Below are 24969 nucleotides of genomic sequence, written 5' to 3'. Positions count from 1 at the left end.
TGGATCGTAGACATATGGCCTTCGACTGCGGGACCACACGTCCACAGGTTGCCGTAGGCAGGAGCGGATCCCTTCAGTTGTCCGCTTCGCTCTCTTCGGGCGCGTCACCGGACGGCTGCTCGGCCTGCACAAAGGTGCCCTTGATGGGGACCGTGATGACAAGGCCCTGATCGCGGAGCTCTCGCACCGCACGGCGAGCGGTGTTGATGGCCACGCCGTACTGCTCGGCCAGGTCGCGCTCAGCGGGGAGCCGTGCCCCCGCGGGCAGGCGTCCTGTACGGATCTGTTCGGCGATGTGGTGCGCGACTTGGAGATACACGTAGACGGGACTCATCGGGTCGGGTGTCCACCGATCGTTAGCCATGGCCGCACGCTAAAGCGCCTTGCAGCAACACACCACATGAGGGAACGTCCGTATGCAACCTGGTGCTCCCGGTTGCTACCTATCGCGTCCTAGTGCAAGGTGGTCCGGAAAGACCCCGGCGAGGTGGCTAGACCTCCCGGGGCATGGCCAACGCTGACAAGGAGCGTCGACATGTACGACCTTATCCCCCGCGCCCTCCAACGGCTGCGCCTGCTCTTCGCCCCCAGCACCGGCAAACGGCGGCGCCGCACCCCCTTCCCCTACGTCCACGCTGTCACCCTCGGACACGGCCCACTCACCTCTCCGCCCCTCCCCCGACACCGCTCGCCATACGGCCTGCCTGCCCCGCTCGACGGCACCGCCTCGGCTCTGGTCCGCCCGTACCTCGCAGCACACGAGGAGGAGGCCGCCCTCAAGCAGCGCCGCCGCCTCGCTCTGGTGCTCGCCGCCGACTACGGGATCGACCTGGACCAGCACCTGATCGGCGCGCGGGAGGTGGCCGCGTGATGGAGCACCCGGAACCCACGGACGCCCCCGCACCCCGGCTCCTGCCCTGGCTGTCCGCGGACGGCAACCCCTGCTACCTGCTCACGGACCACAACGGCAGCTACCTCTCCCGCCTCGCCGACGACCTGGAGGCCGTCCAGCTCACTACCGGCACCGACATCCTCGGCCTCGCCCGCAGCGTGCTGGACGACCCGACCTCGCCGTACACCGAGGTCCGCGACGCCGGCCTCCGGCTGGCCGAATGCCTGACGGACGCGTTGCGCATCGCGGAATCCCGGGGACTGCGTCTACCTGAACCCGGAGGCCCGGGAGAGGCCACGTACCACGCAAGGGGCGGACTATGGTCGTAACCACGACGCGTCGAAGGAGTTCATCGGTCATGACAGCCCACGCCGCCGAACCGACACCGGCCGTCCCGCCCATGCCGGAACGAACCCCAAGGGCTCTGCGCGAAGCGATCGCCCGGCACACTCCGCAGTTGCTCCCCGATTTCGACGCGCACTGGAAACGGGCGATCGCCGACACCTACGACATCGGCCCGCTGCCCGCGTTCATGGCTCGCTGGTGGGTGGAGTACGCCATCGCCCGCGATCCGCGGCTCGACGCGCACGTGGCCGATGTCCACCACCGGGCCTCAGAGGCCACTGATCATGCAACGGCCAAAGCACTCCTCGAAGAAGTGTCGGAGATCCGTCACCGCGCACGGGAGCTGGGGCCCGGCGAGTGACCGACACGTTCATGGGGCCGCCCTGGCAGATGGACTGGCGGCTCGACGCCCTGGCACGCCGTGACGCACTACCCGAGCACGCACGCAGGATGGTCGACGAAGCCCGCGCCGAACTGGTCACAGCGGAGGATCCGTACTTTCGGGGAATCGACGCCGACGCGGACCTCCCGGTGACCATGTACGTCGAACCGGTACGGTCCACGGACCCCAAGGGACCGCGCATCCTGTACTTCGACAACCACCGCGGCTGGCTTGTCTACACCTTCGTTCCACGGGCCGAAGACCCGCAGATCACCGTGGTGGAGGTCTTCTGGCAGTGACCCGATGCCGGTCACGTCGACGGCGGCCGAGCCCCGTCCGTCACGTGACCGGCGCCCGCCGGGCCTTGGGGCGGCCAGGACATGTGTCAGAAGTGTTCGTCGTGCTATGCGGGCAAAGACGCAGTACTCGACCGAGGATGGCTCCTCGGACACTTCAAGGACGTTGACGATCCCCGCCACAGCGAGGCCGTAGAGATCAAATGGGGAGTGCACCCCCGCCACGACGGGCGATCCCAATGGGTGAAGGGCGAGGAACGCACAGCCCTCCTGGTCCTCATCACCGGCCGCTTCCACGTTGAACTGCCCGGCCGCAGTGTTCTTCTGGACGAGCAGGGTGGCTACGTCGTGTGGGGCCGTGGAGTCGGAGGCGCTTTAGCCTGCTCCCATATCAAGACCTCAGTTAGAGGACCAGTCCGCTCCCTGCCATTCTTTTTCGAAATCTTCTCGACTGATCACGACTGCGGAAAACTCCGCCTGCCTGTTCACATCTTCGATGGGTCCTACTGGAATCTCACTGAGTCCAATCTCCCCTGCCTCATGCGATTCGTCGGCCTTAAGTTTCCGCCCATCGCGATACTCCTGAATCTTTCGAACCTCGTATCCGTCGTCTCCGATCTCACTATAGAATCTTATCGGCTCGGATTGGAATTCATGCCGCCAGTCCACCTTCCAGTAATCCATGCCGTCAACTCTTTCCGTGGCCGACTATTCGCCCTGCTAGGTCGAGCGGGTCCTGATTCGATATCACGTAGACATCTGGACGTTCAACTGAGCGGTAAACTTCAAGCCCTCGCACATCGATCTCGATGTAATGGCTGAACTTGTGACCAGCCCATGGAACTCTCACGAATGCATAAGAAAGCTGCCCTGGAGTCTTGGTTCCTGGCTTGATGTCGGAAAGATACTGTCCGTCTCCAAAACGAGCATCTTTCGGATTATACTCCTTCAGGGACGGGTGTAGCTGAGCACTTTCAAGGATGCCGTTGTACCCCTTCTCGTTAGTGAAATGATATAGGGTGCCCAACTCTTCGTCTGGGACCTGTTCTACACGGTAGGGACAATCAACTGGCGCCAGACCCAGAGGGTCTGACCATGTGTGTGGATTGTCGACGTACGACGTGACATTCGGTGCGGGGGCGAGACCGAGTGGATCGGGCGTGAGATACCGCGCCGTTTCTGGGTCGTAGTGGCGGAAGTAGTTGTAGTGGAGGCCAGTTTCGGGGTCGTAGTACTGGCCCGGGAAGCGCAGGGGGGTATAAGCGCTGCTGTTCGCGGCCCAAGCCGTTGTGCCCCAAAGTGTGGTTCGGGTGTGCCAGGCGATGTCACCCTGTTCGTCGATGAGTTCGCTGGGGGTGCCGACGAGGTCGGTGATGATGGCGAAGAATCGGGAGTCGATCTCGGCTTGGGGGGCGTTCGCCGCGGTGATGCGTTCTGTTTGGGCGATGGGGCGTAGGCCCTGGTGGTCCCAGGTGATCGTGACCGGGTTGGGCAGGGTCGGGGAGGTTGTCGTCTGTTCGCACAGGACCGTGCCGTCCCAGGTGAACAGCACCTGCTCCACGACCGTTTCGCCGTCTTCCGCCAGGCGGTACTTCGCTGTTCGGCGGCCCAGCGGGTCGTAGGTGTAGCGCCAGCGTGTGCCGTCCGGGGTCGTCACCGATGTCAGGCGGTCCTCGGTGTCCCATTCGTAGCGCCAGGTGTCCGGTTTGCGGGACAGGCGGGTTTTCTGGCGGAGGGTGATGCGGCCCAGGGCGTCGTGCTCGTAGCGGACGTTGCCCGCACGGGTGATGCGGGTGCCCGTGTACTCGCGGGGGCCGGTCGCCTCCGTGCCGGGGTGGCCGGGGGGCCAGGTCGCCCAGGTCTGGTTGCCCGCCTCGTCGTAGGCGTAAGTCTCCGTCCAGTTCGCCGCGTGGACGGCCGTCACGCGGCCGGTCGCGTCCAGGTCGAAGTGGCGGGAGCCGGCCAGCTGGTCGTCGATGCCGGTCAGGTTGCCGTCGGCGCGGTAGGTGTACGCGCGGGACTGGACCATGCGGCCTGCCGCGCCCGTCACCTGCTGTGCCGTCAGGCGGCCGAGTACGTCGAAGGCGTGCTCCAGCGTGACCGTCTCGCCCATCTGGCGGGTCAGTTCACGGCCCGCGTCGTCATAGGTGAAGTCGATGGTCCGGCCGGAGGCGACCATGCCGGTGCGGCGGCCGGATGCGTCGTACGACCAGGTCGTCGTCGCGCCGGCCGGGGTCGTACGGCCCGTTCGGCGGCCCAACGTGTCGTATGTGTACGTCAGTTCGCTGCCGTCGACCGTCTCCGAGACCAGGTGTCCGAAGCGGTCCCGGAGGAGGGTGAGGGTGGTGCCGTCCGGGCCCTCCGCCTGGGCCAGTTGGTCGGTCAGGTCGTAGGCGTAGGTGGTCACCTGGCCGGACGCGTCCTTGCGGAGTATCTGGCCCAATTCGTTGCGGTCGAACGCCACCACCTGGCCGAGGGCGTTGGTGCGGGAGGTCAGGCGGTCGGCCGGGTCGTAGGTGTAGGTGAGGGTGCGGTCGTCGAAGTCCGATTCCCGGGTCAGGCGTCCGGCGGGGTCGTAGTCGTACGTCCACGTCAGGCCCTGGGGGTTGGTGACCTTCTTCAGGCGTAGTTCCAGGTCGTGGTCGAACTCGTAGCGGACGCCGTCCGGGCCCGTGCGGGCCGTCAGCAGGTCGAAGTGGGTGTACTCGAAGCGGGTCAGCCCGCCCATCGGGTCCGTGTGGCTGGTGCAGTTGCCCTCGCCGTCGTAGGTCCAGGATTCGGTTGTGCCGTCTGCGGCCGTGCGGCGGGTCAAGTGGCCCTCGACCGACCACTCCAGGCGGGTCACCGCGCCGGTCGGGTCCGTGATGGCCAGCGGGCGGCCGAACGCGTCGCGTTCGTAGCGGGTGAGCGCGCCCAGGGGGTCGGTGATCTCCAGCGGGAGGCCCGCGCGGTCGCAGACGACCGTGGTGGTGTGGCCGAGGGGGTCGGTCACCGCGGTGAGGTGGCCTGCCTCGTTGTGCGTGAAGTGGGTGGTCCCGCCGGAGGGGGTCGTGACCGAGGTGCGGTTGCCGCGGTGGTCATACGTCTGGCGGACGGTCGTGCCGTCCGGGTTCACGACCTTCACCGGGAGGCCGAGTTCGTTGTACTCGGCGTGTGCCTCGCGGCCGTCGGGGCGGACGACCGCGGTCGGGTTGCCTGCCTCGTCGTAGCGGAAGGTGGTGGTGTGGCCGAGGGGGTCGGTCCGGGACAGCAGGCGGTTGTAGCGGTCGCGGCGGTAGCGGGTGACCGCGCCCAGGGGGTCGATCGCGGCTACGACCTGAAAGGCGTCGTTGATCAGGAAGCGGCGGGTGTGGCCCTCGCCGGTCGTCGTGGTGGTGACGCGCAGCCCGGTCTCCGGGTCGATGTCGTCGTACGTGAGGCGCAGGCTCATGTGGCCTGCCGCGCCGGACTCGGCGATGCAGCGGTCCTGGTCGTCGTACTCGTAGAGGTAGCTGCGGTCGTTGGTGTCGGTCCAGGAGGTGACGCGGCCGGACTCGTCGTAGGTGAAACGGAGGGGCCGGCCGGAGGAGTTGACGACCTCGGTGAGGTGGCCGTCCGTGTAGCCGTAGCGCTTCAGTTCCGCCCCGGTGGCGGTCAGGTGGAACGCCGTGATCCGGTCGGCTTCCGTGGTGATCCGGACATGGTGGCCGCCGCTGGAGACGACGGCGAGCGGGGTGCCCTCGGCGTCGTGTTCGAAGGTGATCCAGTTGCCGTTGCGGTCGTCGATCTGTTCCAGGACCGCGAGGTTCTCGGAGCGGTCGGTGAAATGCCAGGTCCGGAGGGTCGCCGGGTCGGTGATCGTGTAGCCGCCGTCCTCGCGGTCCAGGGGCCAGCGGGGGCCGTGGCTGGGGAGGGTGGGCAGGCCGGGCGCCGGGTGCGGATAGGCGAGGAGCAGGCCGTCCTCGGTGACGAAGACGACGCCCTCGGAGTCGATTTCGAGGCGTTGGTCGAGTGTCGACGACCAGGAAGGACCGAACCACCGGCCGAGGCGGTAGCCGGACTCCACCCGCCTCTTGAGGACGAGAGGCAGTGCGCCGGGGAGCGTGACGTCCGTCTGCGGCAGATACATCTTGCCGGAGGCGAAGTCGATGGGGTCCGAGCCTTTGCTTTCTACGGCTTTCTGCTCACGGGTGACCTTCGCGGGCCCGTCGGAGACCGTGTTCCGGGCCGATCCCTCCGCCGCGTCCCTGGCCCCTCGGCGCGCCGCCGATTCCGCCGCGGCCTCGGCCCCCGCCTTCACTCCACCGCGGAGCGTTCCCAGGCCTTTGCCGCCGACGAGTTCGGGGATGAGGCGGCCGATGCCTTCGGCGGGGTCCTGTTTGAAGCCGTCCCACATGGATTTCAGGGTGCGGTCGGGGTGCATGCCGGCGGAGACGAGGCCGGAGAGAGTCATGCTGACGTTCTGCAGGTACTGGGCGGGGTGGGTGAGGTTGTAGCCGTCGGCGGGGTTCAGGCCGCGGACGAAGGTGACCACGCCGGCGGTTCCCTTGACCACGCCGCCGACGACGTGGGTGAGTTCGGTGCCGGCGGCGAAGTAGCCGTCGGTGAGGGTGGAGCCGATCTGGTTGAGCAGGGGTGGCTCGGCGGGGGCGTGGGCCAGGGCGGCGCGGATGGAGGCGGCGGCGGTGCGGCCGGCGTCGTCGCGTTGGCGGCGGGCCTCGGTGAGGATCTCCTGGGCGCGGGTGAGGTCGGCGGTGCCGGGGTCGGAGAAGGGCTCGGGGCGGGGGCCGGGGTCCTCGTTCGCCTGGACCTTGGTGTTGTAGGCGTCGACGCGCTTGTTGTACGCCGTGATCGCCTGCTCGGACGCCTTCTTGCCCTTGTTGTACAGGGTGATGGCCTCCCGGGCCTGGCCGAGGGCCCACTCGACCGTGTCGGCGAAGGCGTCCAACGCCTTGCCCGCCTTGTCGCAGGCGTCCGCCGCGTGCAGCCACTTGGGCGGATGCAGGGCGAACTCGTCGCGGAAGGCGTCGGCGGCCTGGCCCTTCCAGTGCGAGGAGTCCAGCTTGCGCATCCCCTCGCCGACCGTGTCGAAGGCCTTGCGGAAGTCCTTCAGGTGGGCGGCGGAGGAACGGATGGCCGCCGGGTTGCCGTGGATGAGGTCGTAGGGCTGCTCGCTCTCGCCGAGCTGCTTCTCGCCGGGGGTGGCGCCTAGGTCGGAGGCGAGTTTGTCCCCGACGTAGGAGACGACCCTGGCGGTGCCGTCGGCGCCGATGTAGTCCAGGCCCTCGGCGAGGGCGTCGGAGCCCTTGTCGACGCCCTCGCCGACCGCCTTCGTGACCGCGTGGCCGACGTCTTCGAGCTTGCCCAGGCCGGAGTTGACGACGTCCCCGAAGCCCATCAGCGGCGCTCCCCGCTCTCCGGGTCGTCGGCCTGGCCGCGTTCCTCCGGCGAGGGGCCCGCCACCTCGTCCACCAGCGCCCCGTACTGCTCATCGGACGCGCCCGTCCACTGCTTGACGTTCAGCGGACTGGCGATCGGGCCGGACATCATCTGCGAGGTGAGCGCGTCCCGTTCGGCGTCCTTCCAGCCCTGCTTGCTGGTGGCCCAGGCCTCCTCGAAGGACTCCTTGCTGTAGTCGGGGTTCTTCATGGAGTCCAGGCCGCTGGTGGCGATGTCACCCCACGACTGGGCCGCGGCCTCGTCCTCGGACAGGTAGGGGTTGCCGGCCACCGAGTTCGCGGCGACCTTCAGCATGCCGTCCACGTACTGGTCCGTCTCGTAGAGCGTCCCGGCCGCCAGGCCCACGTTGTGCGCGAAGAGGTTGCCTTCCTCGACCAGGGCGCGCACGCCCCACTCCCAGCGCTCACAGAACGACGTGAACGCCGCCTGGAGGTCCTCGTGCCCCAACTCCAGCCCGGACAGAGCCAGGTTGGCGAAACCCCGGCCCTGGGCGGCGACACTGTCGACACCCAGCTCCTTCAGCTCGCCCAGGGTCAGATTGATGCCCTTGGCTATGCCGTCCAGGCCACTCGCCTTGATGTCCTTGCCACCGACGCCACCGTCACCGCTCACCGGGGCCCCTCCCCGCCGTTGCCGGTGTCCGCGTCCACGGCCGCCGCGTCCGGCACGATCCCCACCACCGGCGGGAACAGCACGCCCTCGTCGTTCTCGCCCCCGACATCCAGCGCCACCCCGCACGGCACGCCCATCGCCGGAACACCCACATCCAACAACCGAGCTCCCAGCACCCGCCGATACGTCCACTCCCGCGCCGCTTCACCCCTCGCGAACGCGAACCGCGCGAGCGCCGGCTCGTCGGAGAAGGCATAGATCCAGCGGACCCCGCCGAACTCACCGACCAACGGGGCCTCGCGCTCGTCGAGGGGAACCAGGACAGGGGTGCGGCGGAACTCACCCAGCAGGACAGCGAACTCACGGCGACGACGGGCGATCTCGTCCGGGGCCGCCTGGGGGGCCTGGGGCGCGTCCGCCGTAGTCGGCGGCTCGGTGGCCTCCGGGGAGGGCGCGGCGTCAGCGCCCCCGTGGGACAGCTCACCCAGCCCCGCCATCTCCGCGTACTCGGCCAGCCGCGACCTGCGCCCCCGCTCCTCCGGGCCCTCGCCCTCCGCCTCGATCATGTCCGGGATCATCACATCGGCGTATTGTCGTAAGCAATGTGGATCGCCGGGGCGTGGCCGGTTTTGGTCAGCCGTTGGGAGATCGCTGTCGCGAGATGGGCAGGGAAGGAACCGCTCGTGATCACGGATCCGACGATCCTCCGGATCGGGCAGGCCGTGCGGCTCGGCCATGGAGGCGAACGGGAGGCGGCTCGCCTTCTGTTCACGGAGATCTGGGACGAGATCGGCGGCGAGCAGGGCGATCCCCTGCACCGTTGCACGCTCGCGCACGCGATGGCCGACGTGCAGGACGATGTGCGCGAGGAGTTGGTCTGGGACCAGCGAGCGCTGGCAGCCGCCGACCTGCTGACCGACGCGCGGGTGGCGCAGGCCGGGGTGGCTCTTCCGGTGGCCGGTCTGTACCCGTCGCTGCACCTGAACTTGAGCGAGTGTTATCGCAAGCTGGGCGATCTCGACCGGGCCCGTGAGCACCTCCGACAGGCGCGGGCCACGATCGGCGCGCTCGGCGATGACGAGTACGGGCGGCTGATCAGGAGCGGCCTGGAGGAGATCGCCCGGCGGCTGGACTGACCCGGTGAAGCGGCCGCCTTGCCGACACGCGATCGCGCCCCGGCATCCGCTGATGCCGGGGCGCGATGGTCGGTTCTGCGGGTTTGGCTACCACCAGTCCGTGCACTGCACGGCCTGGCCGCCCCCGCCGCCGCAGGCGCGGAAGCGGTAGTTGGGGCTGTTGTCCGTGATCTTCGCGGCGCTGGTCAGCGGGTGGCCGTCACGGGTCGCCCGGAAGGGTCCGCACTGGACGTGGACGTCCCTGCCGTTCAGCGTCCAGTCCATCCAGATCTCGTCGCCCACGCGCGGGACCGACATCGCGGCGAATCCGTAGATGTCGCCGTCGATCCTGGCGGCTCGCAGACTGATGCGACCGACGAGCCCTTGCGGGTCGTTGCGCAGCGTTCTGTCGTCCGGGCCGGCCTGGACGCCGGCCAGGTTGTCGGGGATGTCACGGAAGCCGTTGGCTCCGCGCTCGCAGTCGGAACGGGCCGCCATGGCCGTACCCGGCATGGCTACGGTGATTCCGCCTGCCAGCAGGACGCCTGCGGCGGCGGTACAGGCGGCTTTGGCAATTGCACGTCTGGTCATGACGATGCCTTCCCCTTGGACGACGATCAGCGGGTACAGGCAACCATGGGCGACGGACGCGTTGTCCTGGCAGATGTCAGGATGCGCTGACGCGATGGGTGTGCTCGCCCCTCAGTCCGATCGGGTTGCTTTCGGCTTCAGCGCTACGATTCCGGGATCGCGTGATGTGTTGATGGGGGCCGGGCTCGAATACGGGGGCTGGGGCGCGCGGCCGGACGCGGAGTTCGGTGTCCGAGGGGGCTCGGAGACGGGCGGCTACCAGCCCATGGGGCGGTAGTGGCCGAGGATCGCGGGTAGTTGGGCGAGCCACTCGGTCAGGCGGGTTCTCGGTTTGGCCTCGACCACGCACTCGTAGAAGGTGCCGTCCAGGTGGACGACGGCCATCATGAGGTGTTTGCCGGAGGGGCCGGGCTTGTAGTGGATGCTGCGGATTTCGGGCCAGGGGAAGTCGGCGGAGATGTCGTTTATCTCGAAGGTGACGCCGTCCGGATCCACCACGATGGAGTTGTGGCGGTCGACCGCCATGAACTCCGGGCCCGCGGCCGGGGGTTGTGGGAGCGCCGCCGGAGCGGTGTACATCGGCGGGGGTGGGCCGAAACCCGGGGGCGGGGGGCCGAAGCCCGGGGGTGGGGGCTGGTTGGCGGGTGGTCGGGGGTGGGTGGTCATCGTCCTCGGCCCTGGGTGTGATGGGTTCCTGAGGATAACGGCGTGGCCGTTCATGGGGAGGCGCGGGGATGTTCGTGAGGAAGGCGGAGGCCGGGGTGCCCGCTTCCGCTCCGGGGTGTGGCTGGTACCTGATGGCTCCGGCTCTGGCCGCCGTCGGTGTGTACGGCGGCACGGTGTGGACCGTCCGGTCGTGGGCGAGCTGTCCGCTCGGGAACGACGCCAGTAACAACATCGGGCTCCAGATGATGATGCCCGTGGTGTGGCTCTGCGTGACGGTGCTGCTGCTTCTGCTCCAGCTGGCGCTGCGGCGGTGGCCCCTCGGGAGCGGGCGGGCCGTCATGTGGCTCGCACCGCTCGCGGGTGCCGTCGCGCTGACGTTGCTGTACCGGTGGGGCATGGGCTGGCCGTACCACCCGCCCGGGGGCGGGTGCATGGAGGGCTACCCGCTCTTCCCGTTCACGGGCAAGACGGGTCCGTCCTCCGCCGAGTAGACGGGCCCTAGAAGAACTCCCCCCACGGCTGGTCCCAGATCTGCTTGACGCACAGGACCAGGAAGAGGAGGCCCGCGATGGCCAGCATGGCGTTGCTGAGCGGGCCGTTACGCCATTCGCGCGGGGTGCGGGAGGTGTTGAGGAGCCAGATGAGGGTGCCGGCCAGGAAGGGGAGGAAGGCGGCGCCGAGGACGCCGTAGAGGATGATCAGGCGGAAGGGCTGGCCCTGGAAGATGAGGATGATCGGGGGGAAGGTCAGCCACAGGAGGTAGGCGCGGAAGGGCCAGGAGCGTTCGCGGGCGCCGGAGGCGATCTTCTCGCCGGTGGCCTGGTCGGTGTCGCCGCCCCGGTAGCGGGAGACGAAGTCGGCGAACATCAGGCTCACGCCGTGCCAGACGCCGATGAGGGACGTGAAGGACGTGGCGAAGAAGCCGATCAGGAAGAACTTCGCCGTGGCCGTGCCGTACTTGTCCTCCAGGATGTCGCTGAGCTGGATCAGGCCCTTGTCGCCGCTCGCGATGGCCACGTTCGCGGAGTGGAGCAGTTCGGCGCCGACGAAGAGCATCGCCACGACGAAGATGCCCGTGGTGGCGTAGGCGACGCGGTTGTCCAGGCGCATCACCTTCATCCAGCCGGTGTTGGTCCAGCCCTTGGCGTTGACCCAGTAGCCGTAGGCGGCGAGCGTGATCGTGCCGCCCACGCCGCCGATCAGGCCGAGGGTGTTGAGGACGGAGTCCTTCTCGTCGGGCAGCACCGGCAGCAGGCCCGCGAAGGCGTCGCCGAGGTTCGGGGTGACCCGGATCGCCAGGTAGACCGTGACGACGAACATGACGCCCACCAGGACCGTCATGACCTTCTCGAAGACCTCGTACTTGTTGAACCAGACGAAGACCAGACCGACCAGGCCGCAGGCGATGGCCCACCACTTCAGGTCCATCACCTCGGGGAACAGCGCCTGGAGCGGGAGCGCGCTCGACGACATCGCCGCCGCGCCGTAGACGAAGCCCCAGATGACGACGTAGGCGATGAAGAACCACGTCGTCCAACGGCCCAGGCTCGCCCAGCCGTCGAAGAGGGTGCGGCCGGTGGAGAGGTGCCAGCGGCCGGCCGCCTCGGCGAGGGAGATCTTCACCAGGCAGCCGAGGACGGCGGCCCACAGGAGGGTGTAGCCGAAGTTGCTGCCCGCGATCAGAGTGGCGACGAGATCGCCCGCGCCGACGCCCGTCGCGGCTACGACGATGCCGGGCCCGATGTACTTCCAGCTGGACTTTCGCGGTGCCGAAGGGGCCGCGCCTGTCGTTGTGTTGCCCGTGGTGTCCGCCATGCGGATCAAGAAAGCGTAAAGAGGGGCGGGGCACAAGAGGGCGTGCTGTGAAGGAAGCGGGGCGGGAGAGGGACAGAGGGAGCGGGGGGATGGTGTGGTGGTGTGGTGGGCCCCGGCGGCTGGGCGGTTCCGCCGGGGGGCTGGTGGTCTGGTGTCCCGCTGCCGTGATCGGCTCGGGGTGTCTCTTACGGCTGTCTCTTACGGATACTTCTGACGGCTGCCGCAGTCGTCGGAGCCGCAGGTGGCCAGCTCGAACCAGACCGTCTTGCCGGGGCCGTCCTGGTGGCAGCCCCATCGGCGGGCGAGGGCCGCGACGAGGAACATTCCGCGGCCGCTCTCGGAGGTGCCCGCCTCCAGTACCTGTGGGGTACGGCGGCCGTGGTCCGCGACCTCGCAGCGCAGGGTGCCGTGGGCGGCGGTCAGGGTGAGGCGGAAGCGGCTCGCGGAGTGCAGCAGGGCGTTCGTCGCCAGTTCGCTGACCAGGAGTTCCGCCGCGTCGAGCAGGTCCTCGTGGTCGGTCAGACCCCATTTCTCCAACTGGCTTCGTACCTCTGCGCGTGCCTCGCGGACGGCTGAGGGGCGGGGGTCGTACTCGACGCTCATGTGGCCCGCGCCCAGAGGCGGCTGCGGGTACGCGCCGTACCGGGGGTCGGGGTCCGGGAGTGCTGCCCCGGAAAGTCGCAGCATGGTCTCAGGGTGTCCTCCCGCGGCCCCTGGGGCACGGGGAGGACTACCCGATTCCTTACCTGTACGGCTACCTGTACGGCTACCTGTACGGCTACCTGTACGGCTACGCGTACTGGAGGCGGACCGTCGCGCCCGAGGGGTGGTCGCGGATGTCGACGTACGCGCAGACCTGGCGGGTGAACCACAGGCCCTGGACGGGGTCGAGTTCGGCGGTGGGGGGTGGGACGAAGCCGGCCAGGGGGTCGTCCACGCGGTGGGTGGTGCGTAGTTCGCAGACGCAGGACGGAGCCTCGCCCCAGAGGAGGGTCTCGGTGACCGGGCCGAGGGTGGTGGTCGCCGCGGTGATCGCCTCCGTGAACAACTCGGCGTCCGCGACCGGGAGTCCGCGGGCCCGGGCCCATTGGCGTACGGCCGTCGCGGTGGTGGTGGGTGCCGCCGGGTGGGTGAGGGGGTGGGCGTCCGGTGGGGGTGGGGGGAGGGGTACGGCGTCCAGGTCGGCCGTGACGTGGGTGGGGTCCTCGTAGGCGTCGGTGCCGGGGTGGGCGCGGCGGGCCGCTTCGATGACGGCGGGGGTGGCCGTGCGGGTGTCGTAGGCGCACAGGGCGGTGGTGGCGAAGGGGGCGAAGAGGAGGTTGGCGAGGGCCTCGTAGCGGATCCACTCGGCGGTTTCGCGGGGGTCGCGGCCGGCTCGGCCGTTCCAGAGGGGTTCCATGAGGAGGTGGACTCGGCCGCCGGGGGCGGCGTGGGTGGCCAGGTAGTCGGCGCTCCGTGCCACGGCGTTGGCCGCGGAGCCGGTGTACCAGTCCGTGCTGGGGATGAGGGCCACGTGCTTGATGTCCTTGCCGAGGGCTTCTCGGAGGAGGTCGAGTTTGTCGGGGGCGGCGATGGCTGCGGGTGGGGGTTCGTCGGGGGTGGACAGGGCTTCGGTGAGGAAGGGGAGGGTGGCTGCGAGGAATTCGTCGTCCGCGCCGTAGGTGGTCATGCGGTGGGTGAAGGGGGTGGTGGGCATGGGGGGGTCCTTGGAAGGTTGGGGGGCCGGGGGCTTGGGTTGGTTGCGGTTGGATTTGCTGTGGCCGTGAGGTGGGGCCGGTGGTGGGGTCGCTCGCCCCGCGCTTGCGGGGTGCCGCCTGTCTTTGGGACGGGCGCCGCCCTAGGCGGCACGATTGCCCGCAGCTGTGGCGGAGGGGGGGGGAGCGCGCGCACGGTTGCCAGCAGCTACGGCAACTGGACAACTGACGGTGACTGCACCCACCCAAGGGGCGCGGGGAACTGCGCGACCAGCCCCCACCGGGCCGCAGCCGGGAATCGACCGGGCTCGGCACCACCCGCGGTCCCGGTTCGAGCCGCGCAGCGACTAGCGCTGGGCCGTGACCCACGTGGCGATCTGGCTGCGGTTGTTGAAGCCGAGTTTGGTGAGGATGCGTTCGACATGGCCTTCGGCGGTGCGGCGGGCGATCACGAGGCGGTCGGCGATCTGCTGGTTGGCGAGGCCCTGGGCGACGAGTTCGGCGACCTGGGCCTCGCGGCGGGTGAGGTGGACGGGCGGGGTGTCCTGCACCGGGGGTGTGGTGGGCGGGTGGTCGGGGAGGCCCGGTTCCTGGAGGGCGTAGCCGACGATCTCGGGGAGGCCGAGGCCGGCGCCACGGTCGTAGGCGGGGGTGAAGGCGGCGCGGCCGATCGCGGAGAGGACGCGCTGTTCGCTGTCGCGGCGGGTGGTGCACAGCGTCCGTGAGCCCCAGCGGTCGCGGTCCACGGCGGTCCAGACGTGGTCGGCGCCGCCGAGCAGGACGGCCGCGCGTTCGTGGGCGCCGCCCTCCGTGGCGATGAGCGCGGCCAGGTCGAGGGTGAGGGCGATGCCGAGGACGTCGTTGACGGCGAGTTTGAGGCGGAGGGCCTCGCGGACGTGCCGTTCGGCGCGCGGCCAGTCGCGTTTCACGGTGTGGGCCAGGGCGAGCATCCGCAGGACGTAGGAACGCACCCACTGCTCGCCGTGCGCCTCGCACAGCCGCAGGGCCTGTTCGCAGATCTCCACGGCCCGGTCCGCCTCGCCCAGGAAGCCGAGCGCGCAGGCGAGTTCGACCTGGTCGAGGCCGACGAGGCTGAGGTGCTGGCCGGGGACGCGGCCGCGGGCGACGGAGGTCTCGAAGTGGGTCAGCGCGGCGGGGAGGTCGTCGGCGAAGAGGCGGATCACGCCGATGACGTAGTCGGCGTGGGCCGCCTCGACCGTGTCACCGAGGCGGTGGGCCAGGGCGCGGGCGTCCTCGGCTCGGCGCCTGCCCCGGGTGAGGTCCTCGGGACAGCCGGCCAGCAGCCCCGCGACCCACAGCCCTCGGGCCCGCTCCCGCGTCGGTTCGGGGTTGGCCTCCAGCGCCCGGTCCAGCCAGTACCGCCCCTCACGCGGCGCACCGCACGCGTGCCAGTAGAACCAGAGCGTGCCGGCGAGCCGCAGCCCGGCGAGACGATCGGCGGCGGTGGCCGTGGCGGCGACGGCGACGGCACTGGGGGCGACGAGGGCAGCGGGGGCAGCGGCGGTGGCGGTCGCCGCGGCGGGGACTCCTTCGGAGCCACCGACCTCCCCCGTCTCCGCGCCCCCTCTCACTCCTACTCCCGCACAACTGAACTCCAACGCCGCCCGCAAGTTGTCCTGGTCCGCCCGCAGCCGCGCCACGATCTCCCGTTGCCGTGGGCCGAACCAGGCCCGCTCGCATGCCGCGGCACGCTCCTGCATCCAGTCGCGGTGGCGTCGGCGGGTGGCGAGTTCCTCGCCGTCCAGGGCGCGGAGCCGGGACAGGCCGTAGTGGCGGAGGGTGTCGAGGAGGCGGTAGCGGACGCCGTCGGGGCCGGGTTCGCGGCACAGGACGGACTTGTCGACGAGGCCGGCGACGGCTTCGAGGACGTCGTACGACCGCACGTGCTCGCCGTCGGCGCACACGGCCTCGGCGGTCTCCAGGTCGAAGCCGCCGGCCGGGACGGCGAGCCGGGCCCAGACCAACCGCTCGCGGTCGGTGCACAGTTCGTGGCTCCAGTCGACGGCGGCGCGCAGCGTCTGGTGGCGGGGCAGGACGCCGGGGCTGCCGGAGGTGAGGAGGCGGTAGCGGTCGTCGAGGCGTTCCAGGAGCTGTTCGACGCCGAGGACGCGCATGCGGACGGCGGCGAGTTCGATGGCGAGCGGGAGTCCGTCGAGGCGTTGGCACAGGCGGGCCACGGCGGCGCGGTTGGCGGCGGTGAGCTCGAAGCCGGGGACGACGGCGGCGGCGCGGTCGGCGAAGAGGGCGAGGGCCGGGTAGCCGTCGGCGGCGGAGAGGTCGCCGTCCGGGTCCGGGACGGGCAACGGCCGTACGTCGAGGAGGTGTTCCTCGGTGAGGCCGAGGCGGTGGCGGCTGGTGGCGAGGACGCGGACGCCGGGGGTGCCGTGCAGCAGGGCGGTGGCGAGTTCGACGCAGGCGGGCAGCAGGTGTTCGCAGTTGTCGACGACGAGGAGCAGGCGTTGGTCGCGTACGTGCTCCACCAGGGCGCGCAGGGGCGGCCGGGCGGAGTGGTCGTGCAGGCCGAGGGCGTCGGCGACGGCGAGCGGGACGAGGGCCGGGTCGTGCAGTCCGGCGAGGTGCACGAAGCGCACGCCGTCGGGGAAGGCGCGTTCGACCCGGGCCGCGATGCGTGCGGCCAGGCGGGTCTTGCCGACGCCGCCGGGACCGGTCAGCGTGACCAGCCGGGCGCGGGCCAACAGCTCGCGGCCCTGCGCCTGTTCCTGGCGCCGGTCGACGAAGCTGGTCGTCTCGACCGGCAGGTGGTGGTCCCGTCGTGGCGCTGATCCGCCCATGATCAGCCGTCCTGTGGGGTGTGTTCCGGGGGCCTTCACTCTCGCTCCCGGTTCTACATATATGCGCGTGCGGGTCACACCTGGGAGTGGACTTGGCCGAGGGTCCCCACGGGTGAGGCGGAGCCGCGTACACTGCGCGGCCGCCTGCGGGGACGGAACAGTTCAGGCCACCGCGTCTTTATTCACTCTTGACCTGCTCATGCCATAAGCAGACGATAAGCGACACACCCGCACCGCACCCGCACCCGCACCCGCACCCGCACAGCCCGTACGTCGCTGAACCACCCCCCACCCCTAGGAGACTTCATGCGACTCCGCATACGTGGCTCGCGCGGCTCGGGCGGCCGCAGACGCTACGCCGCGTTCGCCGCCGTCCTCGCCCTCGCGCTCGCGGCCCCGCTGTCCGCGAACGCCGACAGCGCCGCGAAGCCCGCCCCGTCGGCGGACGACATCCGCCAGTACGAGGTGCACATGCACTCGGACTCCAAGTCCCGTACGGCGCTTCAGCGTTCCGGCGTGACGGTGGACGACGCCGACGACCACTCCGTCTTCGTCTCCGGACGCGCGGACCAGATCAAGAAGCTCAAGCAGCAGGGCTACGAGGTCACGCCGATGGGCGCGGCACCGGACCGGTCGAACGGCGAGGACGACGTACGGCTCCTCGACTTCCCCTCCGCCGACTCGCGCTACCACAACTACGCCGAGATGAACGCGGAGATCACCACGCGTCTCTCCGCCTACCCGAACATCATGAGCCGGCGCGTGATCGGCAAGTCGTACCAGGGCCGGGACATCGTCGCGATCAAGATCAGCGACAACGTGGCGAGCGACGAGGCCGAGCCGGAGGTGCTGTTCACCCACCACCAGCACGCCCGCGAGCACCTCACCGTCGAGATGGCGCTGTACCTGATCCGGGAACTGGGCGCCGGCTACGGCTCCGACTCCCGCGTCACCAACATGGTGAACAACCGCGAGATCTGGATCATCCCCGACCTCAACCCCGACGGCGGCGAGTACGACATCGCCACCGGCTCCTACCGGTCCTGGCGCAAGAACCGGCAGCCCAACTCCGGTTCCAGCTACGTCGGTACGGACATGAACCGCAACTGGAACTACCGGTGGGGCTGCTGCGGCGGCTCGTCCGGGTCGCCGTCGTCCGACACCTACCGGGGTTCGGCCCCCGAGTCCGCGACCGAGGTCAAGGTGGTCGCCGACTTCGTCCGCAGCCGGGTGGTGGGCGGCGTCCAGCAGATCAAGGCGGGCGTCGACTTCCACACGTACAGCGAACTGGTGCTGTGGCCCTTCGGGTACACCACCGCCGACACGACGACCGGGATGACGGCGGACGACCGGAACGCCTTCGCGGCGGTCGGGCAGAAGATGGCCGCGAGCAACGGATATACGGCGGAGCAGTCGAGCGACCTGTACATCACCGACGGGTCGATAGACGACTATCTCTGGGGCACGCACAAGATCTTCGGCTACACGTTCGAGATGTACCCGTCCTCCGCCTCCGGCGGCGGCTTCTACCCGCCCGACGAGGTCATCGAGCGCGAGACCTCCCGCAACCGGGACGCGGTGCTCCAACTGCTGGAGAACGCGGACTGCATGTACCGGTCCATCGGCAAGCAGGCCCAGTACTGCGCCTAGGCGCGCGGCGGTACGCGGGGTCGGCGCCGGGGGCTCATCTCCCGGCGCCGGTCTCGTCCCTCGCCGTCCCGCAGCCGTCCCTCACCCCTCCGTCGTCGGCCGGGCCAGGCACAGCACACCGCCGAGCAGCGCGAAGACGGTCAGCAGCAGCGCGGTGTCGGTGTCGTCGATCCGGGTGCCCTCGACCATGTGGGTCCCGATGAGCCACCAGGCCGCCCCGCCGACCAGGGCGAGGACCTGGGTGCCGCGTTCACCGAGCAGCCGCATGCCCGCCCACAGCAGGAGCGGCATCGCCAGGACGCCCGTACAACTCGCCAGCAGCGCCTGTGCCCAGCCGACGCCGATGGACCCGGGTTCGGCCGCCGCGACGGCTTCCGCCCACCGCAGCAGGCGTTCCCAGCTCGCGTAGCAGACCACGGCCGCGACCGCCGACACGACCGTGCCCTTGCACCAGCGGGCGGTGTTCCTCGTCATGCCCTCACCGTGTCACGGCGAGGGCCGCGGGAGCGTGAGCACGCGTACTCAGTCGGCGTCCTTCTCCGTCTTCGCCGCCTTTTCGGTCTTCACCGCGTCCGCGTCCTTCTCCGCGGCCACGTCGGCGTCCTTCTCCGCGTCCTTCTCCGCGTCGTCCGCCACGGCGTCACCCTCGTCCTCGGCGTCGCCCGCCTCGTCCTCGAAGTACGCGTCGAGCACGGCGTCCAACTGCTCGTCCCACTCGGCGAAACGCGTGCGCGAGTCCGCCTCGATCTCGATCGGGTACCAGCGGCGGTCGGGGGTGTGCACCGTGATGGTGAACCGCTTGCCGAAGCGGGCGGTCTCCGTCTCGACGGCACCGATCTCGTCCCAGCGGAACTCGCAGGCCTGGTCGTCCAGGGCGAGCCGTACACCACGACGGTCGGCGACGATCTTCGCGCGGCGGTCGGCGGCCTCGAAGACGGGCCCGTCGACGGACTCCTCCGACTCCGCCTCCTCCGCCTCCGCCGCTTCCGGCTCCTCCGCCTTCGCTACGGCCGCCGCCTCCGCCGGTGCCTCTTCGGGCTCCGGCTCCGCGGACACGGCATCGCGCGGCTCTTCGGCCTCCGCGTCCGTCCCCTTGGCGTCGGCCCGCGCGCCGGACACGGGTGAGGTGAGCCCGGGGATGAAGGCCGGGTCGAATCCGGCGCCTTCCAGGGGCTGGCTGTTCGAACCAATGCGCTGCTCCACAGCGGGCAGTATGGTCGACAAACCTGTGCCGGACACAGTCGGCCCCGGATTCGTTATCAGACGCCTACACCTGGCACGGAACCCGCCGTGATTGTTTTGTCACGGCTGGTCCCGTTGGCGGCCGGTCCGTCGCGTGGGCCGGCCGCTGCACGAACAGGTAGGCCGGCCACTGCACGAACAGGCGGGCCGACCGCTACACGAACAGGCTGAGCACCGCCGCCACCACGAACCCCACCACCGACAGCACCGTCTCCAGGACGGTCCACGTCTTGAGGGTGTCGCGCTCGCTGATGCCGAAGTACTTGGCGACCATCCAGAAGCCGCCGTCGTTGACGTGCGAGGCGAAGATGGAGCCCGCCGAGATGGCCATGATGACGAGGGCGACGAAGGCCTGGGAGTGGTCGCCGGCGGCGAGGAGGGGCGCGACGATGCCGGCGGTCGTGACGATGGCGACCGTGGCGGAGCCCTGGGCGACGCGGAGCACGACCGAGATCAGGTACGACAGGACGATGATCGGCAGGCCGACGTCGTTGAAGGTGTCGGACAGCGCCTGGGCGACCCCGCTGGCCTTGAGGACCGCGCCGAAGACCCCGCCCGCGCCGACCACCAGGAGGATGTTGCCGACCGGCTTGAGGGAGGCGGTCGAGACGGTCTCCAGGGACTTGCGGGACCAGCCCCGGCGGATGCCGAGGAGGTAGTACGCGAGGAGCAGGGCGAGGGTGAGGGCCACGAAGGGGTGGCCGAAGAACTCGATCACCGAGCGGCCGGTGGAGGGGTCCAGGGCGATCGAGGAGAAGGTGGCCGCGAGGATCAGGATCAGCGGCGTACCGATGATGCCGAGGACCGTGCCGAGCGGCACCGGTTCCTCGCGGGGCGCGATGCCCTGCTCGCGCTGCTCGTTGACGACCGCGAGCCGGGCCTCCTCCGCGGCCTCGACCATGTCCTGCGGTACGGCGACGAAGATGCGGCGGCCGATCCGGGCGGAGAACGCCCAGGCGGCCAGCACGGCCGGGATGCCGCAGATCACGCCCATGAGGATGACCCAGCCGAGGTCCACGTGGAGGAGTCCGGCCGCGGCGACCGGGCCGGGGTGCGGGGGCAGGAAGGCGTGGGTCATGGACAGGCCGGCGAGGAGCGGAAGGCAGTAGAGCAGGATCGACTTGCCGCTGCGCTTGGCGGCTGCGTAGACGATCGGCGCGAGGACGAAGATGCCGACGTCGAAGAAGACCGGGATGCCGAAGATGAGGCCGGTCATGCCCATCGCGAGGGGCGCCCGCTTCTCGCCGAACAGCCCGAGCAGCCGGGACGCCAATACCTCGGCGCCGCCGCTGACTTCGAGGATCGCGCCGAGCATGGTGCCCAGGCCGATGATGATCGCGACATGGCCGAGGATGCCGCCCATGCCGGACTCGATGGTGGAGACGGCGTCCGAGCGCTGGACCGTGCCGAAGAGTTCGGTGACCGACAGGCCGGCGAGCAGGCCGACGACTATGGAGACGGCCAGCAGCGCGACGAAGGGCTGCAGCCGGGCCTTGATGATCAGGAAGAGCAGCAGGGCGATGCCGATGGCCGCGACCGTCAGCAGGCCGGCGGTGCCGTCGATCCAGAGGAGCAGGCCTCCGGTGTGGGGCGGGGCTTCGGCGGGGGCGGTCGCCGCGAGCGGGAAGGACATGAAGGGGGTCCTCTGCGTAAGTGCCGTAGGGGTCGTGAATGCCGTAAGTGCATGGGGCTTTCGGGCAGGGGGGAGCGCGGCACGGCACCCCGTGGGGTGCCGTGCCGGTACGACGTGCGGGAGTCGGGGGAGGTCGGCCGCGCTCAGCCGAGGACGGCGAGCGCGTCGATCTCGATGAGGAGTCCGGCGGGCAGGCCGACGTAGACCGTCGTGCGGGCGGCCGGGGGCGCGGTGAGGCCCTGCTCCTCGAAGTAGGTGTTGTAGATGCCGTTCATCTCGGCGAAGTGGTCCACGTCGGTCAGGTAGACGCGGATCATCATCACGTCGTCCCAGCTCGCGCCGCCCTCCTCCAGGATCGCCTTGACGTTGGCGAGGGTCTGGAGGGTCTGCTCGCGCAGGGTGGGGCCGGCGGGCGTGGGGGGCTTGCCCTCCTCGGCGGGGAGGAAACCGACCTGACCGGCGACTTGGAGGATGTTCCCCTTCTTCACGCCGTGCGAGAACTTGGCGGGCGGGGTGGTGTGGGTCTTCGGGGTGAGGGCGATCTTCTCGGTCATGGGGTGACTTCCTTGACGGGGGTCTTGCCGGAGTACTCCCCGCTGATCGTGTCCGCGGTGCGGCGGACCAGCGGGAGCAGGGTGAGGAGTTCGTCGGCGGTGACGACGACGTTGGGCGCGGAGACCGACATCGCGGCCACGACCCTGCCGTCGGCGCCGCGGATCGGTGCGGCGACGCAGTTGATGGACTCCTCGTGGCCGCCGAGGTCGGTGGCCCAGCCCTGTTCGCGCACCCGCTCCAACTCCTTGAGGAAGGCCGGGGCGTTGGGGGTCGAACGGGCCGTGTAGAGGGGGTAGTCGAGCTTGTCGGCGCGGCTCCGGCGCTCGGCTTCGGGGAGATCGGCGAGGAGCAGCTTGGCCACCGCCGCGACGGTGATCGCCACCGGTTTGCCGATCCGGGAGTACATGCGGACCGGGTAGCGGCTCTCCACCTTGTCGATGTAGAGGACCTCGTCCTCCTCGTAGACCGCGAGGTGGACGGTGTGGCCGCACTGTTCGTTCAGGCGTACGAGGTGGGGGTGGGCGATCTCGCGGATGTCGAGGTTCTCCATCGCCTCCTGGGCCAGCGCGATCAGGCGGGCGCCGAGGCGGTAGCGCTGGTCGGACTGGCGGTAGACCAGGCCGTGCTCGTGCAGCGTGCGGAGGAGGCGCAGGGCCGTGGACTTGTGGACGCCCAGGCGGTCGGCGACCTGGCCGAGGTCGGCGGGGCCCTCGGCGAGCAGCGGCAGGATGCTCAGCGCGCGGTCGACGGTCTGGCTCATGGGGTGTGTACCTCCTCCTCGGCCCGGTGCGCGGCTGCTGTCCAGCCGGGGCCGAGTCGAAGTGTCCCCCACGCGGTGTCGTCCAGGGCGGCCAGACGGTCGGCGTGGTCACGGGCGGGGGGTGCGGCGAGGTCGCCGGGGGCGGTGAGGGTGGCGGCGGCCCAGAGGTGGGCGTGGCGGAGCCTGTCCCGCACTGGGAGGTCCCGGAGGGTGGCGGAGAGGAATCCGGCGGCGAAGGCGTCGCCGGCGCCGACCGTGGCCACGGGGGTGACGTGGAGGGCGGGGACGAAGACGGGCGGGGTGCCGGTGAACGCGGGCGGAGTGCCGGTGAACGCGGTCGCTCCCCTCGCCCCCTGCTTCACCACGACCACCGACGGCTCCGGGAGCAGTGCCCGGATCGCCTCCGGGCCGCCCGTCACTCCCCAGGCCTCCTCCGCCTCGTCCTCCCCGACGAACACGAGGTCGGCGCCGCGGGCCAGGTCCAGGAGGACCCGCGGGCCGTGGGGGTCGCGCCACAGGCCCGCCCGGTGGTTGACGTCGAAGGAGACCAGCGGTCGTCCGGGGCGGGGGGCGGTCAGTGCGCGGAGGAGGTCCAGGCAGTCGGCGGACAGGGCCGCCGTGATGCCCGAGAGGTGCAGGATCCGGGCCGCACGTACCGCCGCCATGTCCAGGTTCTCCAAGGACATCGCGGAGGCCGCCGACCCCGCCCGGTAGTACGCCACCTCGTGGGCGTCGGTGGCCCGGTCCCCGGCCGTACGGAAGTACACGCCCGTCGGACGCGCCGGGTCGCGGCGGACGGCGGAGACATCCACTCCGTACGACCCGATCTCCTCGACCAGGTGATCCCCGAACCCGTCCGCGCCCACCCGGCTGACCCACCGCACGGAGTGCCCCGCCGCGGCCAGCCCGCACGCCACGTTGGACTCCGCGCCCCCGATGCCCCGCTCGAAGGAGGGGACGTCGGCGAGGCGGCCGGGCCGGGAGGGGAGGAAGGTGACCATGGACTCGCCGAGCGCGACGACGTCCACGACGTCGGGGGCATTGCAAGGTCCGGTGACGGTCACGATCGTCGTAGCTCCTCGGTGTGTGCGGGGGCGGCGGCTCCGTTGACCCCGCGTGGCCGAGATGTTAGACAGCGGTAAGCGATATACGCAACGAGCGTTGCAGAGAATGCAACCCATCAGATCAGGGAGGCTCCATGAGTGCCGAAGCGCTCGACCGCCTGGCCGAGGAACGCGTGGACCACCGCTTCAAGGGCCTCCCCCCGGACGCGGACGGCCTCACCGTCGGCGAGCTGGCGGCCCAGCGCCGCAACCTCTTCACCGGCGGCTTCACCACCCCCGTCCTCGCCCTCTCCGCCGAGCGCCTGGAGCACAACCTCGCGCTGATGGAGACGTACGCGACCCGGCACCACCTCGCCTTCGCGCCGCACGGCAAGACGTCCATGGCCCCGCAGCTCTTCCGGCGGCAGATCGAGCGCGGGGCGTGGGGCATCACCCTCGCCGTGCCGCACCAGGTGCGGGTGGCGCGGGCGTTCGGCGTCCAGCGGGTCTTCCTCGCCAACGAACTGGTCGACGCGGCGGCCCTGAAGTGGATCTCCGCCGAGCTCGACGCCGATCCGTCCTTCCGTCTCATCTGCTACGTCGACTCCGTGCGCGGGGTGGAACTCATGGACGCGGCCCTGAGCGGGGCGCGGCGCCCTCTCGACGTCGTCGTCGAGCTCGCCGCCGGCGAGGGCGCCCGTACCGGCGTCCGTACGGAGGCGGAGTGCGCGGCGGTCGCGGACGCCGTGGCGGGGACGCGGACCCTGCGGCTGGTCGGGGTCGCGGGGTACGAGGGCGAGGTGCCGCAGGCCACGCCCGAGCGGGTGCACGCCTGGCTGCGGCGGCTGGTCGCGCTGGCCGCCGACTTCGACAAGGCGGGGCGGTTCGCCGGGACGGACGAGATCGTCGTCAGCGCGGGCGGCAGCGCCTGGTTCGACGCGGTGGCCGACGTCTTCGCGGATATCCCCGAACTGTCCGCCCCCGTACTGAAGTTGCTCCGCTCGGGCGCCTACGTCTCGCACGACGACGGCCACTACCGCAAGCTCACACCCTTCAACCGGGTCCCGGAGGAAGGGGCCCTGGAGCCCGCCTTCCGGCTGTGGACCCAGGTCGTCTCCCGGCCCTCCCCCGAGCAGGCCTTCACCAACGCCGGCAAGCGGGACGCGGCCCACGACCTCGACCTGCCCTTCGCCCAGGTCGTACGGCGGGACGGCACCGAGCGCCCGGCCGCCGGGATCGAGGTGACGGGCCTGTCCGACCAGCACGCCTGGCTGCGGACCGCGCCGGAGGCGGAGCTGGAGGTCGGCGACTGGGTCGGCCTCGGCCTCTCCCACCCGTGCACGTCCTTCGACAAGTGGCAGCTGATCCCGGTCGCGGAGGCGGACGGCACGGTCGTCGACTACATCCGCACCTACTTCTAGGAGGC

At 70.2% G+C, this 24969-nt stretch carries 25 protein-coding genes and 1 pseudogene; 9 read left to right on the top strand and 17 right to left on the bottom strand.

Translation table 11 applies throughout. The features are described 5' to 3' along the window. Nucleotides 1–73: 73 nt before the first annotated feature. On the bottom strand, nucleotides 74–364 hold the full coding sequence (locus tag K4B79_RS11620) for a GntR family transcriptional regulator (protein ID WP_232026425.1): 291 nt from the start codon (nucleotides 362–364) through the stop codon (nucleotides 74–76). Between the two features lie 171 nt (nucleotides 365–535). Here K4B79_RS11620 and K4B79_RS11615 point away from each other — a divergent pair, with 171 nt between their 5' ends. The 5 genes and pseudogenes from K4B79_RS11615 to K4B79_RS11595 all read left to right on the top strand — a co-directional run. Beyond that, complete coding sequence (locus tag K4B79_RS11615; protein ID WP_232026424.1) at nucleotides 536–871, top strand: hypothetical protein; 336 nt, start codon at nucleotides 536–538, stop codon at nucleotides 869–871. Continuing rightward, nucleotides 871–1221, top strand: coding sequence for a hypothetical protein (locus tag K4B79_RS11610; RefSeq protein WP_232026423.1), 351 nt, complete (start codon nucleotides 871–873; stop codon nucleotides 1219–1221). The genes K4B79_RS11615 and K4B79_RS11610 overlap by 1 nt, the downstream gene beginning before the upstream one ends. A gap of 29 nt (nucleotides 1222–1250) precedes the next feature. Continuing rightward, on the top strand, nucleotides 1251–1598 hold the full coding sequence (locus K4B79_RS11605; protein WP_232026422.1) for a DUF6247 family protein: 348 nt from the start codon (nucleotides 1251–1253) through the stop codon (nucleotides 1596–1598). Then, nucleotides 1595–1918, top strand: coding sequence for a hypothetical protein (locus K4B79_RS11600; RefSeq protein ID WP_232026421.1), 324 nt, complete (start codon nucleotides 1595–1597; stop codon nucleotides 1916–1918). The genes K4B79_RS11605 and K4B79_RS11600 overlap by 4 nt, the downstream gene beginning before the upstream one ends. Before the next feature lie 81 nt (nucleotides 1919–1999). Continuing rightward, nucleotides 2000–2281, top strand: a pseudogene (locus K4B79_RS11595) (signal peptidase I); the annotation flags it as partial. Between the two features lie 33 nt (nucleotides 2282–2314). On the opposite strand, the gene K4B79_RS11590 reads toward K4B79_RS11595, so the two are convergent. From K4B79_RS11590 to K4B79_RS11575, 4 genes are read right to left on the bottom strand one after another with little or no spacing between them, the layout of a single operon-like run. Then, nucleotides 2315–2599 carry a DUF6881 domain-containing protein gene (locus K4B79_RS11590; RefSeq protein WP_232026420.1) on the bottom strand — a complete coding sequence of 95 codons (285 nt, stop codon included), beginning with the start codon at nucleotides 2597–2599 and terminating at the stop codon, nucleotides 2315–2317. Nucleotides 2600–2603: 4 nt separating this feature from the next. Next, nucleotides 2604–7292 (bottom strand): putative T7SS-secreted protein, encoded by a 4689-nt coding sequence (locus K4B79_RS11585; RefSeq protein ID WP_232026419.1) that lies wholly within the window; start codon nucleotides 7290–7292, stop codon nucleotides 2604–2606. Then, on the bottom strand, nucleotides 7292–7966 hold the full coding sequence (locus K4B79_RS11580) for a hypothetical protein (RefSeq protein ID WP_232026418.1): 675 nt from the start codon (nucleotides 7964–7966) through the stop codon (nucleotides 7292–7294). The genes K4B79_RS11585 and K4B79_RS11580 overlap by 1 nt, the downstream gene beginning before the upstream one ends. Further along, nucleotides 7963–8532, bottom strand: coding sequence for a hypothetical protein (locus tag K4B79_RS11575; RefSeq protein ID WP_232026417.1), 570 nt, complete (start codon nucleotides 8530–8532; stop codon nucleotides 7963–7965). The genes K4B79_RS11580 and K4B79_RS11575 overlap by 4 nt, the downstream gene beginning before the upstream one ends. A 117-nt stretch (nucleotides 8533–8649) precedes the next feature. On the opposite strand from K4B79_RS11575, the gene K4B79_RS11570 reads away from it, so the two are divergent. Then, a complete protein-coding gene (locus K4B79_RS11570; RefSeq protein ID WP_232026416.1) occupies nucleotides 8650–9102 on the top strand; it encodes a hypothetical protein in 453 nt (150 codons plus the stop codon). A gap of 87 nt (nucleotides 9103–9189) precedes the next feature. Here K4B79_RS11570 and K4B79_RS11565 read toward each other — a convergent pair whose 3' ends face one another. Both K4B79_RS11565 and K4B79_RS11560 read right to left on the bottom strand, forming a co-directional pair. Continuing rightward, nucleotides 9190–9672 (bottom strand): hypothetical protein, encoded by a 483-nt coding sequence (locus K4B79_RS11565; RefSeq protein WP_232026415.1) that lies wholly within the window; start codon nucleotides 9670–9672, stop codon nucleotides 9190–9192. A 255-nt stretch (nucleotides 9673–9927) separates the two neighbouring features. Beyond that, on the bottom strand, nucleotides 9928–10338 hold the full coding sequence (locus tag K4B79_RS11560; protein WP_232026414.1) for a hypothetical protein: 411 nt from the start codon (nucleotides 10336–10338) through the stop codon (nucleotides 9928–9930). A gap of 68 nt (nucleotides 10339–10406) precedes the next feature. On the opposite strand from K4B79_RS11560, the gene K4B79_RS11555 reads away from it, so the two are divergent. Next, nucleotides 10407–10829 carry a hypothetical protein gene (locus K4B79_RS11555; protein ID WP_232026413.1) on the top strand — a complete coding sequence of 141 codons (423 nt, stop codon included), beginning with the start codon at nucleotides 10407–10409 and terminating at the stop codon, nucleotides 10827–10829. Between the two features lie 7 nt (nucleotides 10830–10836). On the opposite strand, the gene K4B79_RS11550 is transcribed toward K4B79_RS11555, so the two are convergent. The 4 genes from K4B79_RS11550 to K4B79_RS11535 all read right to left on the bottom strand — a co-directional run bounded on the left by K4B79_RS11550 (nucleotide 10837) and on the right by K4B79_RS11535 (nucleotide 16660). After that, a complete protein-coding gene (locus K4B79_RS11550; protein ID WP_232026412.1) occupies nucleotides 10837–12153 on the bottom strand; it encodes an Nramp family divalent metal transporter in 1317 nt (438 codons plus the stop codon). A 198-nt stretch (nucleotides 12154–12351) separates the two neighbouring features. Further along, entirely contained in the window at nucleotides 12352–12840 is a 489-nt protein-coding gene (locus K4B79_RS11545; RefSeq protein ID WP_232026411.1) for an ATP-binding protein, read from the bottom strand. 103 nt (nucleotides 12841–12943) lie between these two features. Then, the gene (locus K4B79_RS11540) at nucleotides 12944–13849 is read right to left on the bottom strand and encodes an MEDS domain-containing protein (RefSeq protein ID WP_232026410.1); all 906 of its coding nucleotides are present in this window, start codon (nucleotides 13847–13849) and stop codon (nucleotides 12944–12946) included. Nucleotides 13850–14194: 345 nt separating this feature from the next. After that, nucleotides 14195–16660, bottom strand: a complete 2466-nt coding sequence (locus K4B79_RS11535; protein ID WP_232026409.1) for an ATP-binding protein — start codon at nucleotides 16658–16660, stop codon at nucleotides 14195–14197. Nucleotides 16661–16966: 306 nt separating this feature from the next. Here K4B79_RS11535 and K4B79_RS11530 point away from each other — a divergent pair, with 306 nt between their 5' ends. Continuing rightward, the gene (locus K4B79_RS11530; protein WP_232026408.1) at nucleotides 16967–18310 is read left to right on the top strand and encodes a M14 family metallopeptidase; all 1344 of its coding nucleotides are present in this window, start codon (nucleotides 16967–16969) and stop codon (nucleotides 18308–18310) included. An 81-nt stretch (nucleotides 18311–18391) separates the two neighbouring features. On the opposite strand, the gene K4B79_RS11525 is transcribed toward K4B79_RS11530, so the two are convergent. The 6 genes from K4B79_RS11525 to K4B79_RS11500 form a co-directional block, all read right to left on the bottom strand. Then, the gene (locus K4B79_RS11525; RefSeq protein WP_232026407.1) at nucleotides 18392–18784 is read right to left on the bottom strand and encodes a hypothetical protein; all 393 of its coding nucleotides are present in this window, start codon (nucleotides 18782–18784) and stop codon (nucleotides 18392–18394) included. 48 nt (nucleotides 18785–18832) lie between these two features. Then, nucleotides 18833–19513: a hypothetical protein gene (locus tag K4B79_RS11520; RefSeq protein WP_232026406.1), complete on the bottom strand. Its 681-nt coding sequence runs from the start codon at nucleotides 19511–19513 to the stop codon at nucleotides 18833–18835. A 193-nt stretch (nucleotides 19514–19706) separates the two neighbouring features. Further along, nucleotides 19707–21185 carry a GntP family permease gene (locus tag K4B79_RS11515; RefSeq protein WP_232026405.1) on the bottom strand — a complete coding sequence of 493 codons (1479 nt, stop codon included), beginning with the start codon at nucleotides 21183–21185 and terminating at the stop codon, nucleotides 19707–19709. A gap of 143 nt (nucleotides 21186–21328) precedes the next feature. Beyond that, the gene (locus K4B79_RS11510) at nucleotides 21329–21739 is read right to left on the bottom strand and encodes a RidA family protein (RefSeq protein ID WP_067438641.1); all 411 of its coding nucleotides are present in this window, start codon (nucleotides 21737–21739) and stop codon (nucleotides 21329–21331) included. Beyond that, nucleotides 21736–22500 (bottom strand): IclR family transcriptional regulator, encoded by a 765-nt coding sequence (locus K4B79_RS11505; RefSeq protein WP_232026404.1) that lies wholly within the window; start codon nucleotides 22498–22500, stop codon nucleotides 21736–21738. Before K4B79_RS11505 ends, K4B79_RS11510 begins: the two co-directional genes overlap by 4 nt. Next, a complete protein-coding gene (locus K4B79_RS11500; RefSeq protein ID WP_232026403.1) occupies nucleotides 22497–23564 on the bottom strand; it encodes a sugar kinase in 1068 nt (355 codons plus the stop codon). Before K4B79_RS11500 ends, K4B79_RS11505 begins: the two co-directional genes overlap by 4 nt. Before the next feature lie 134 nt (nucleotides 23565–23698). On the opposite strand from K4B79_RS11500, the gene K4B79_RS11495 reads away from it, so the two are divergent. Then, nucleotides 23699–24964 carry an amino acid deaminase gene (locus K4B79_RS11495; protein WP_232026402.1) on the top strand — a complete coding sequence of 422 codons (1266 nt, stop codon included), beginning with the start codon at nucleotides 23699–23701 and terminating at the stop codon, nucleotides 24962–24964. Nucleotides 24965–24969 lie beyond the last annotated feature (5 nt).

This window comes from Streptomyces lincolnensis, from assembly GCF_021173675.1.
GTDB classification, from domain to species: Bacteria; Actinomycetota; Actinomycetes; order Streptomycetales; family Streptomycetaceae; genus Streptomyces; species Streptomyces lincolnensis_B.
This window is presented reverse-complemented; position numbering and strand designations above follow the sequence as displayed.

What these genes read in the sequence shown, in the direction of transcription:
- K4B79_RS11620 (WP_232026425.1), bottom strand. Translation starts at nt 364, where the DNA reads ATGGCTAACGATCGGTGGACACCCGACCCGATGAGTCCCGTCTACGTG.
- K4B79_RS11615 (WP_232026424.1), top strand. Translation starts at nt 536, where the DNA reads ATGTACGACCTTATCCCCCGCGCCCTCCAACGGCTGCGCCTGCTCTTC.
- K4B79_RS11610 (WP_232026423.1), top strand. Translation starts at nt 871, where the DNA reads ATGGAGCACCCGGAACCCACGGACGCCCCCGCACCCCGGCTCCTGCCC.
- K4B79_RS11605 (WP_232026422.1), top strand. Translation starts at nt 1,251, where the DNA reads ATGACAGCCCACGCCGCCGAACCGACACCGGCCGTCCCGCCCATGCCG.
- K4B79_RS11590 (WP_232026420.1), bottom strand. Translation starts at nt 2,599, where the DNA reads ATGGATTACTGGAAGGTGGACTGGCGGCATGAATTCCAATCCGAGCCG.
- K4B79_RS11585 (WP_232026419.1), bottom strand. Translation starts at nt 7,292, where the DNA reads ATGGGCTTCGGGGACGTCGTCAACTCCGGCCTGGGCAAGCTCGAAGAC.
- K4B79_RS11575 (WP_232026417.1), bottom strand. Translation starts at nt 8,532, where the DNA reads ATGATCGAGGCGGAGGGCGAGGGCCCGGAGGAGCGGGGGCGCAGGTCG.
- K4B79_RS11565 (WP_232026415.1), bottom strand. Translation starts at nt 9,672, where the DNA reads ATGACCAGACGTGCAATTGCCAAAGCCGCCTGTACCGCCGCCGCAGGC.
- K4B79_RS11560 (WP_232026414.1), bottom strand. Translation starts at nt 10,338, where the DNA reads ATGACCACCCACCCCCGACCACCCGCCAACCAGCCCCCACCCCCGGGC.
- K4B79_RS11555 (WP_232026413.1), top strand. Translation starts at nt 10,407, where the DNA reads ATGTTCGTGAGGAAGGCGGAGGCCGGGGTGCCCGCTTCCGCTCCGGGG.
- K4B79_RS11550 (WP_232026412.1), bottom strand. Translation starts at nt 12,153, where the DNA reads ATGGCGGACACCACGGGCAACACAACGACAGGCGCGGCCCCTTCGGCA.
- K4B79_RS11545 (WP_232026411.1), bottom strand. Translation starts at nt 12,840, where the DNA reads ATGCTGCGACTTTCCGGGGCAGCACTCCCGGACCCCGACCCCCGGTAC.
- K4B79_RS11540 (WP_232026410.1), bottom strand. Translation starts at nt 13,849, where the DNA reads ATGCCCACCACCCCCTTCACCCACCGCATGACCACCTACGGCGCGGAC.
- K4B79_RS11535 (WP_232026409.1), bottom strand. Translation starts at nt 16,660, where the DNA reads ATGGGCGGATCAGCGCCACGACGGGACCACCACCTGCCGGTCGAGACG.
- K4B79_RS11530 (WP_232026408.1), top strand. Translation starts at nt 16,967, where the DNA reads ATGCGACTCCGCATACGTGGCTCGCGCGGCTCGGGCGGCCGCAGACGC.
- K4B79_RS11525 (WP_232026407.1), bottom strand. Translation starts at nt 18,784, where the DNA reads ATGACGAGGAACACCGCCCGCTGGTGCAAGGGCACGGTCGTGTCGGCG.
- K4B79_RS11515 (WP_232026405.1), bottom strand. Translation starts at nt 21,185, where the DNA reads ATGTCCTTCCCGCTCGCGGCGACCGCCCCCGCCGAAGCCCCGCCCCAC.
- K4B79_RS11510 (WP_067438641.1), bottom strand. Translation starts at nt 21,739, where the DNA reads ATGACCGAGAAGATCGCCCTCACCCCGAAGACCCACACCACCCCGCCC.
- K4B79_RS11505 (WP_232026404.1), bottom strand. Translation starts at nt 22,500, where the DNA reads ATGAGCCAGACCGTCGACCGCGCGCTGAGCATCCTGCCGCTGCTCGCC.
- K4B79_RS11495 (WP_232026402.1), top strand. Translation starts at nt 23,699, where the DNA reads ATGAGTGCCGAAGCGCTCGACCGCCTGGCCGAGGAACGCGTGGACCAC.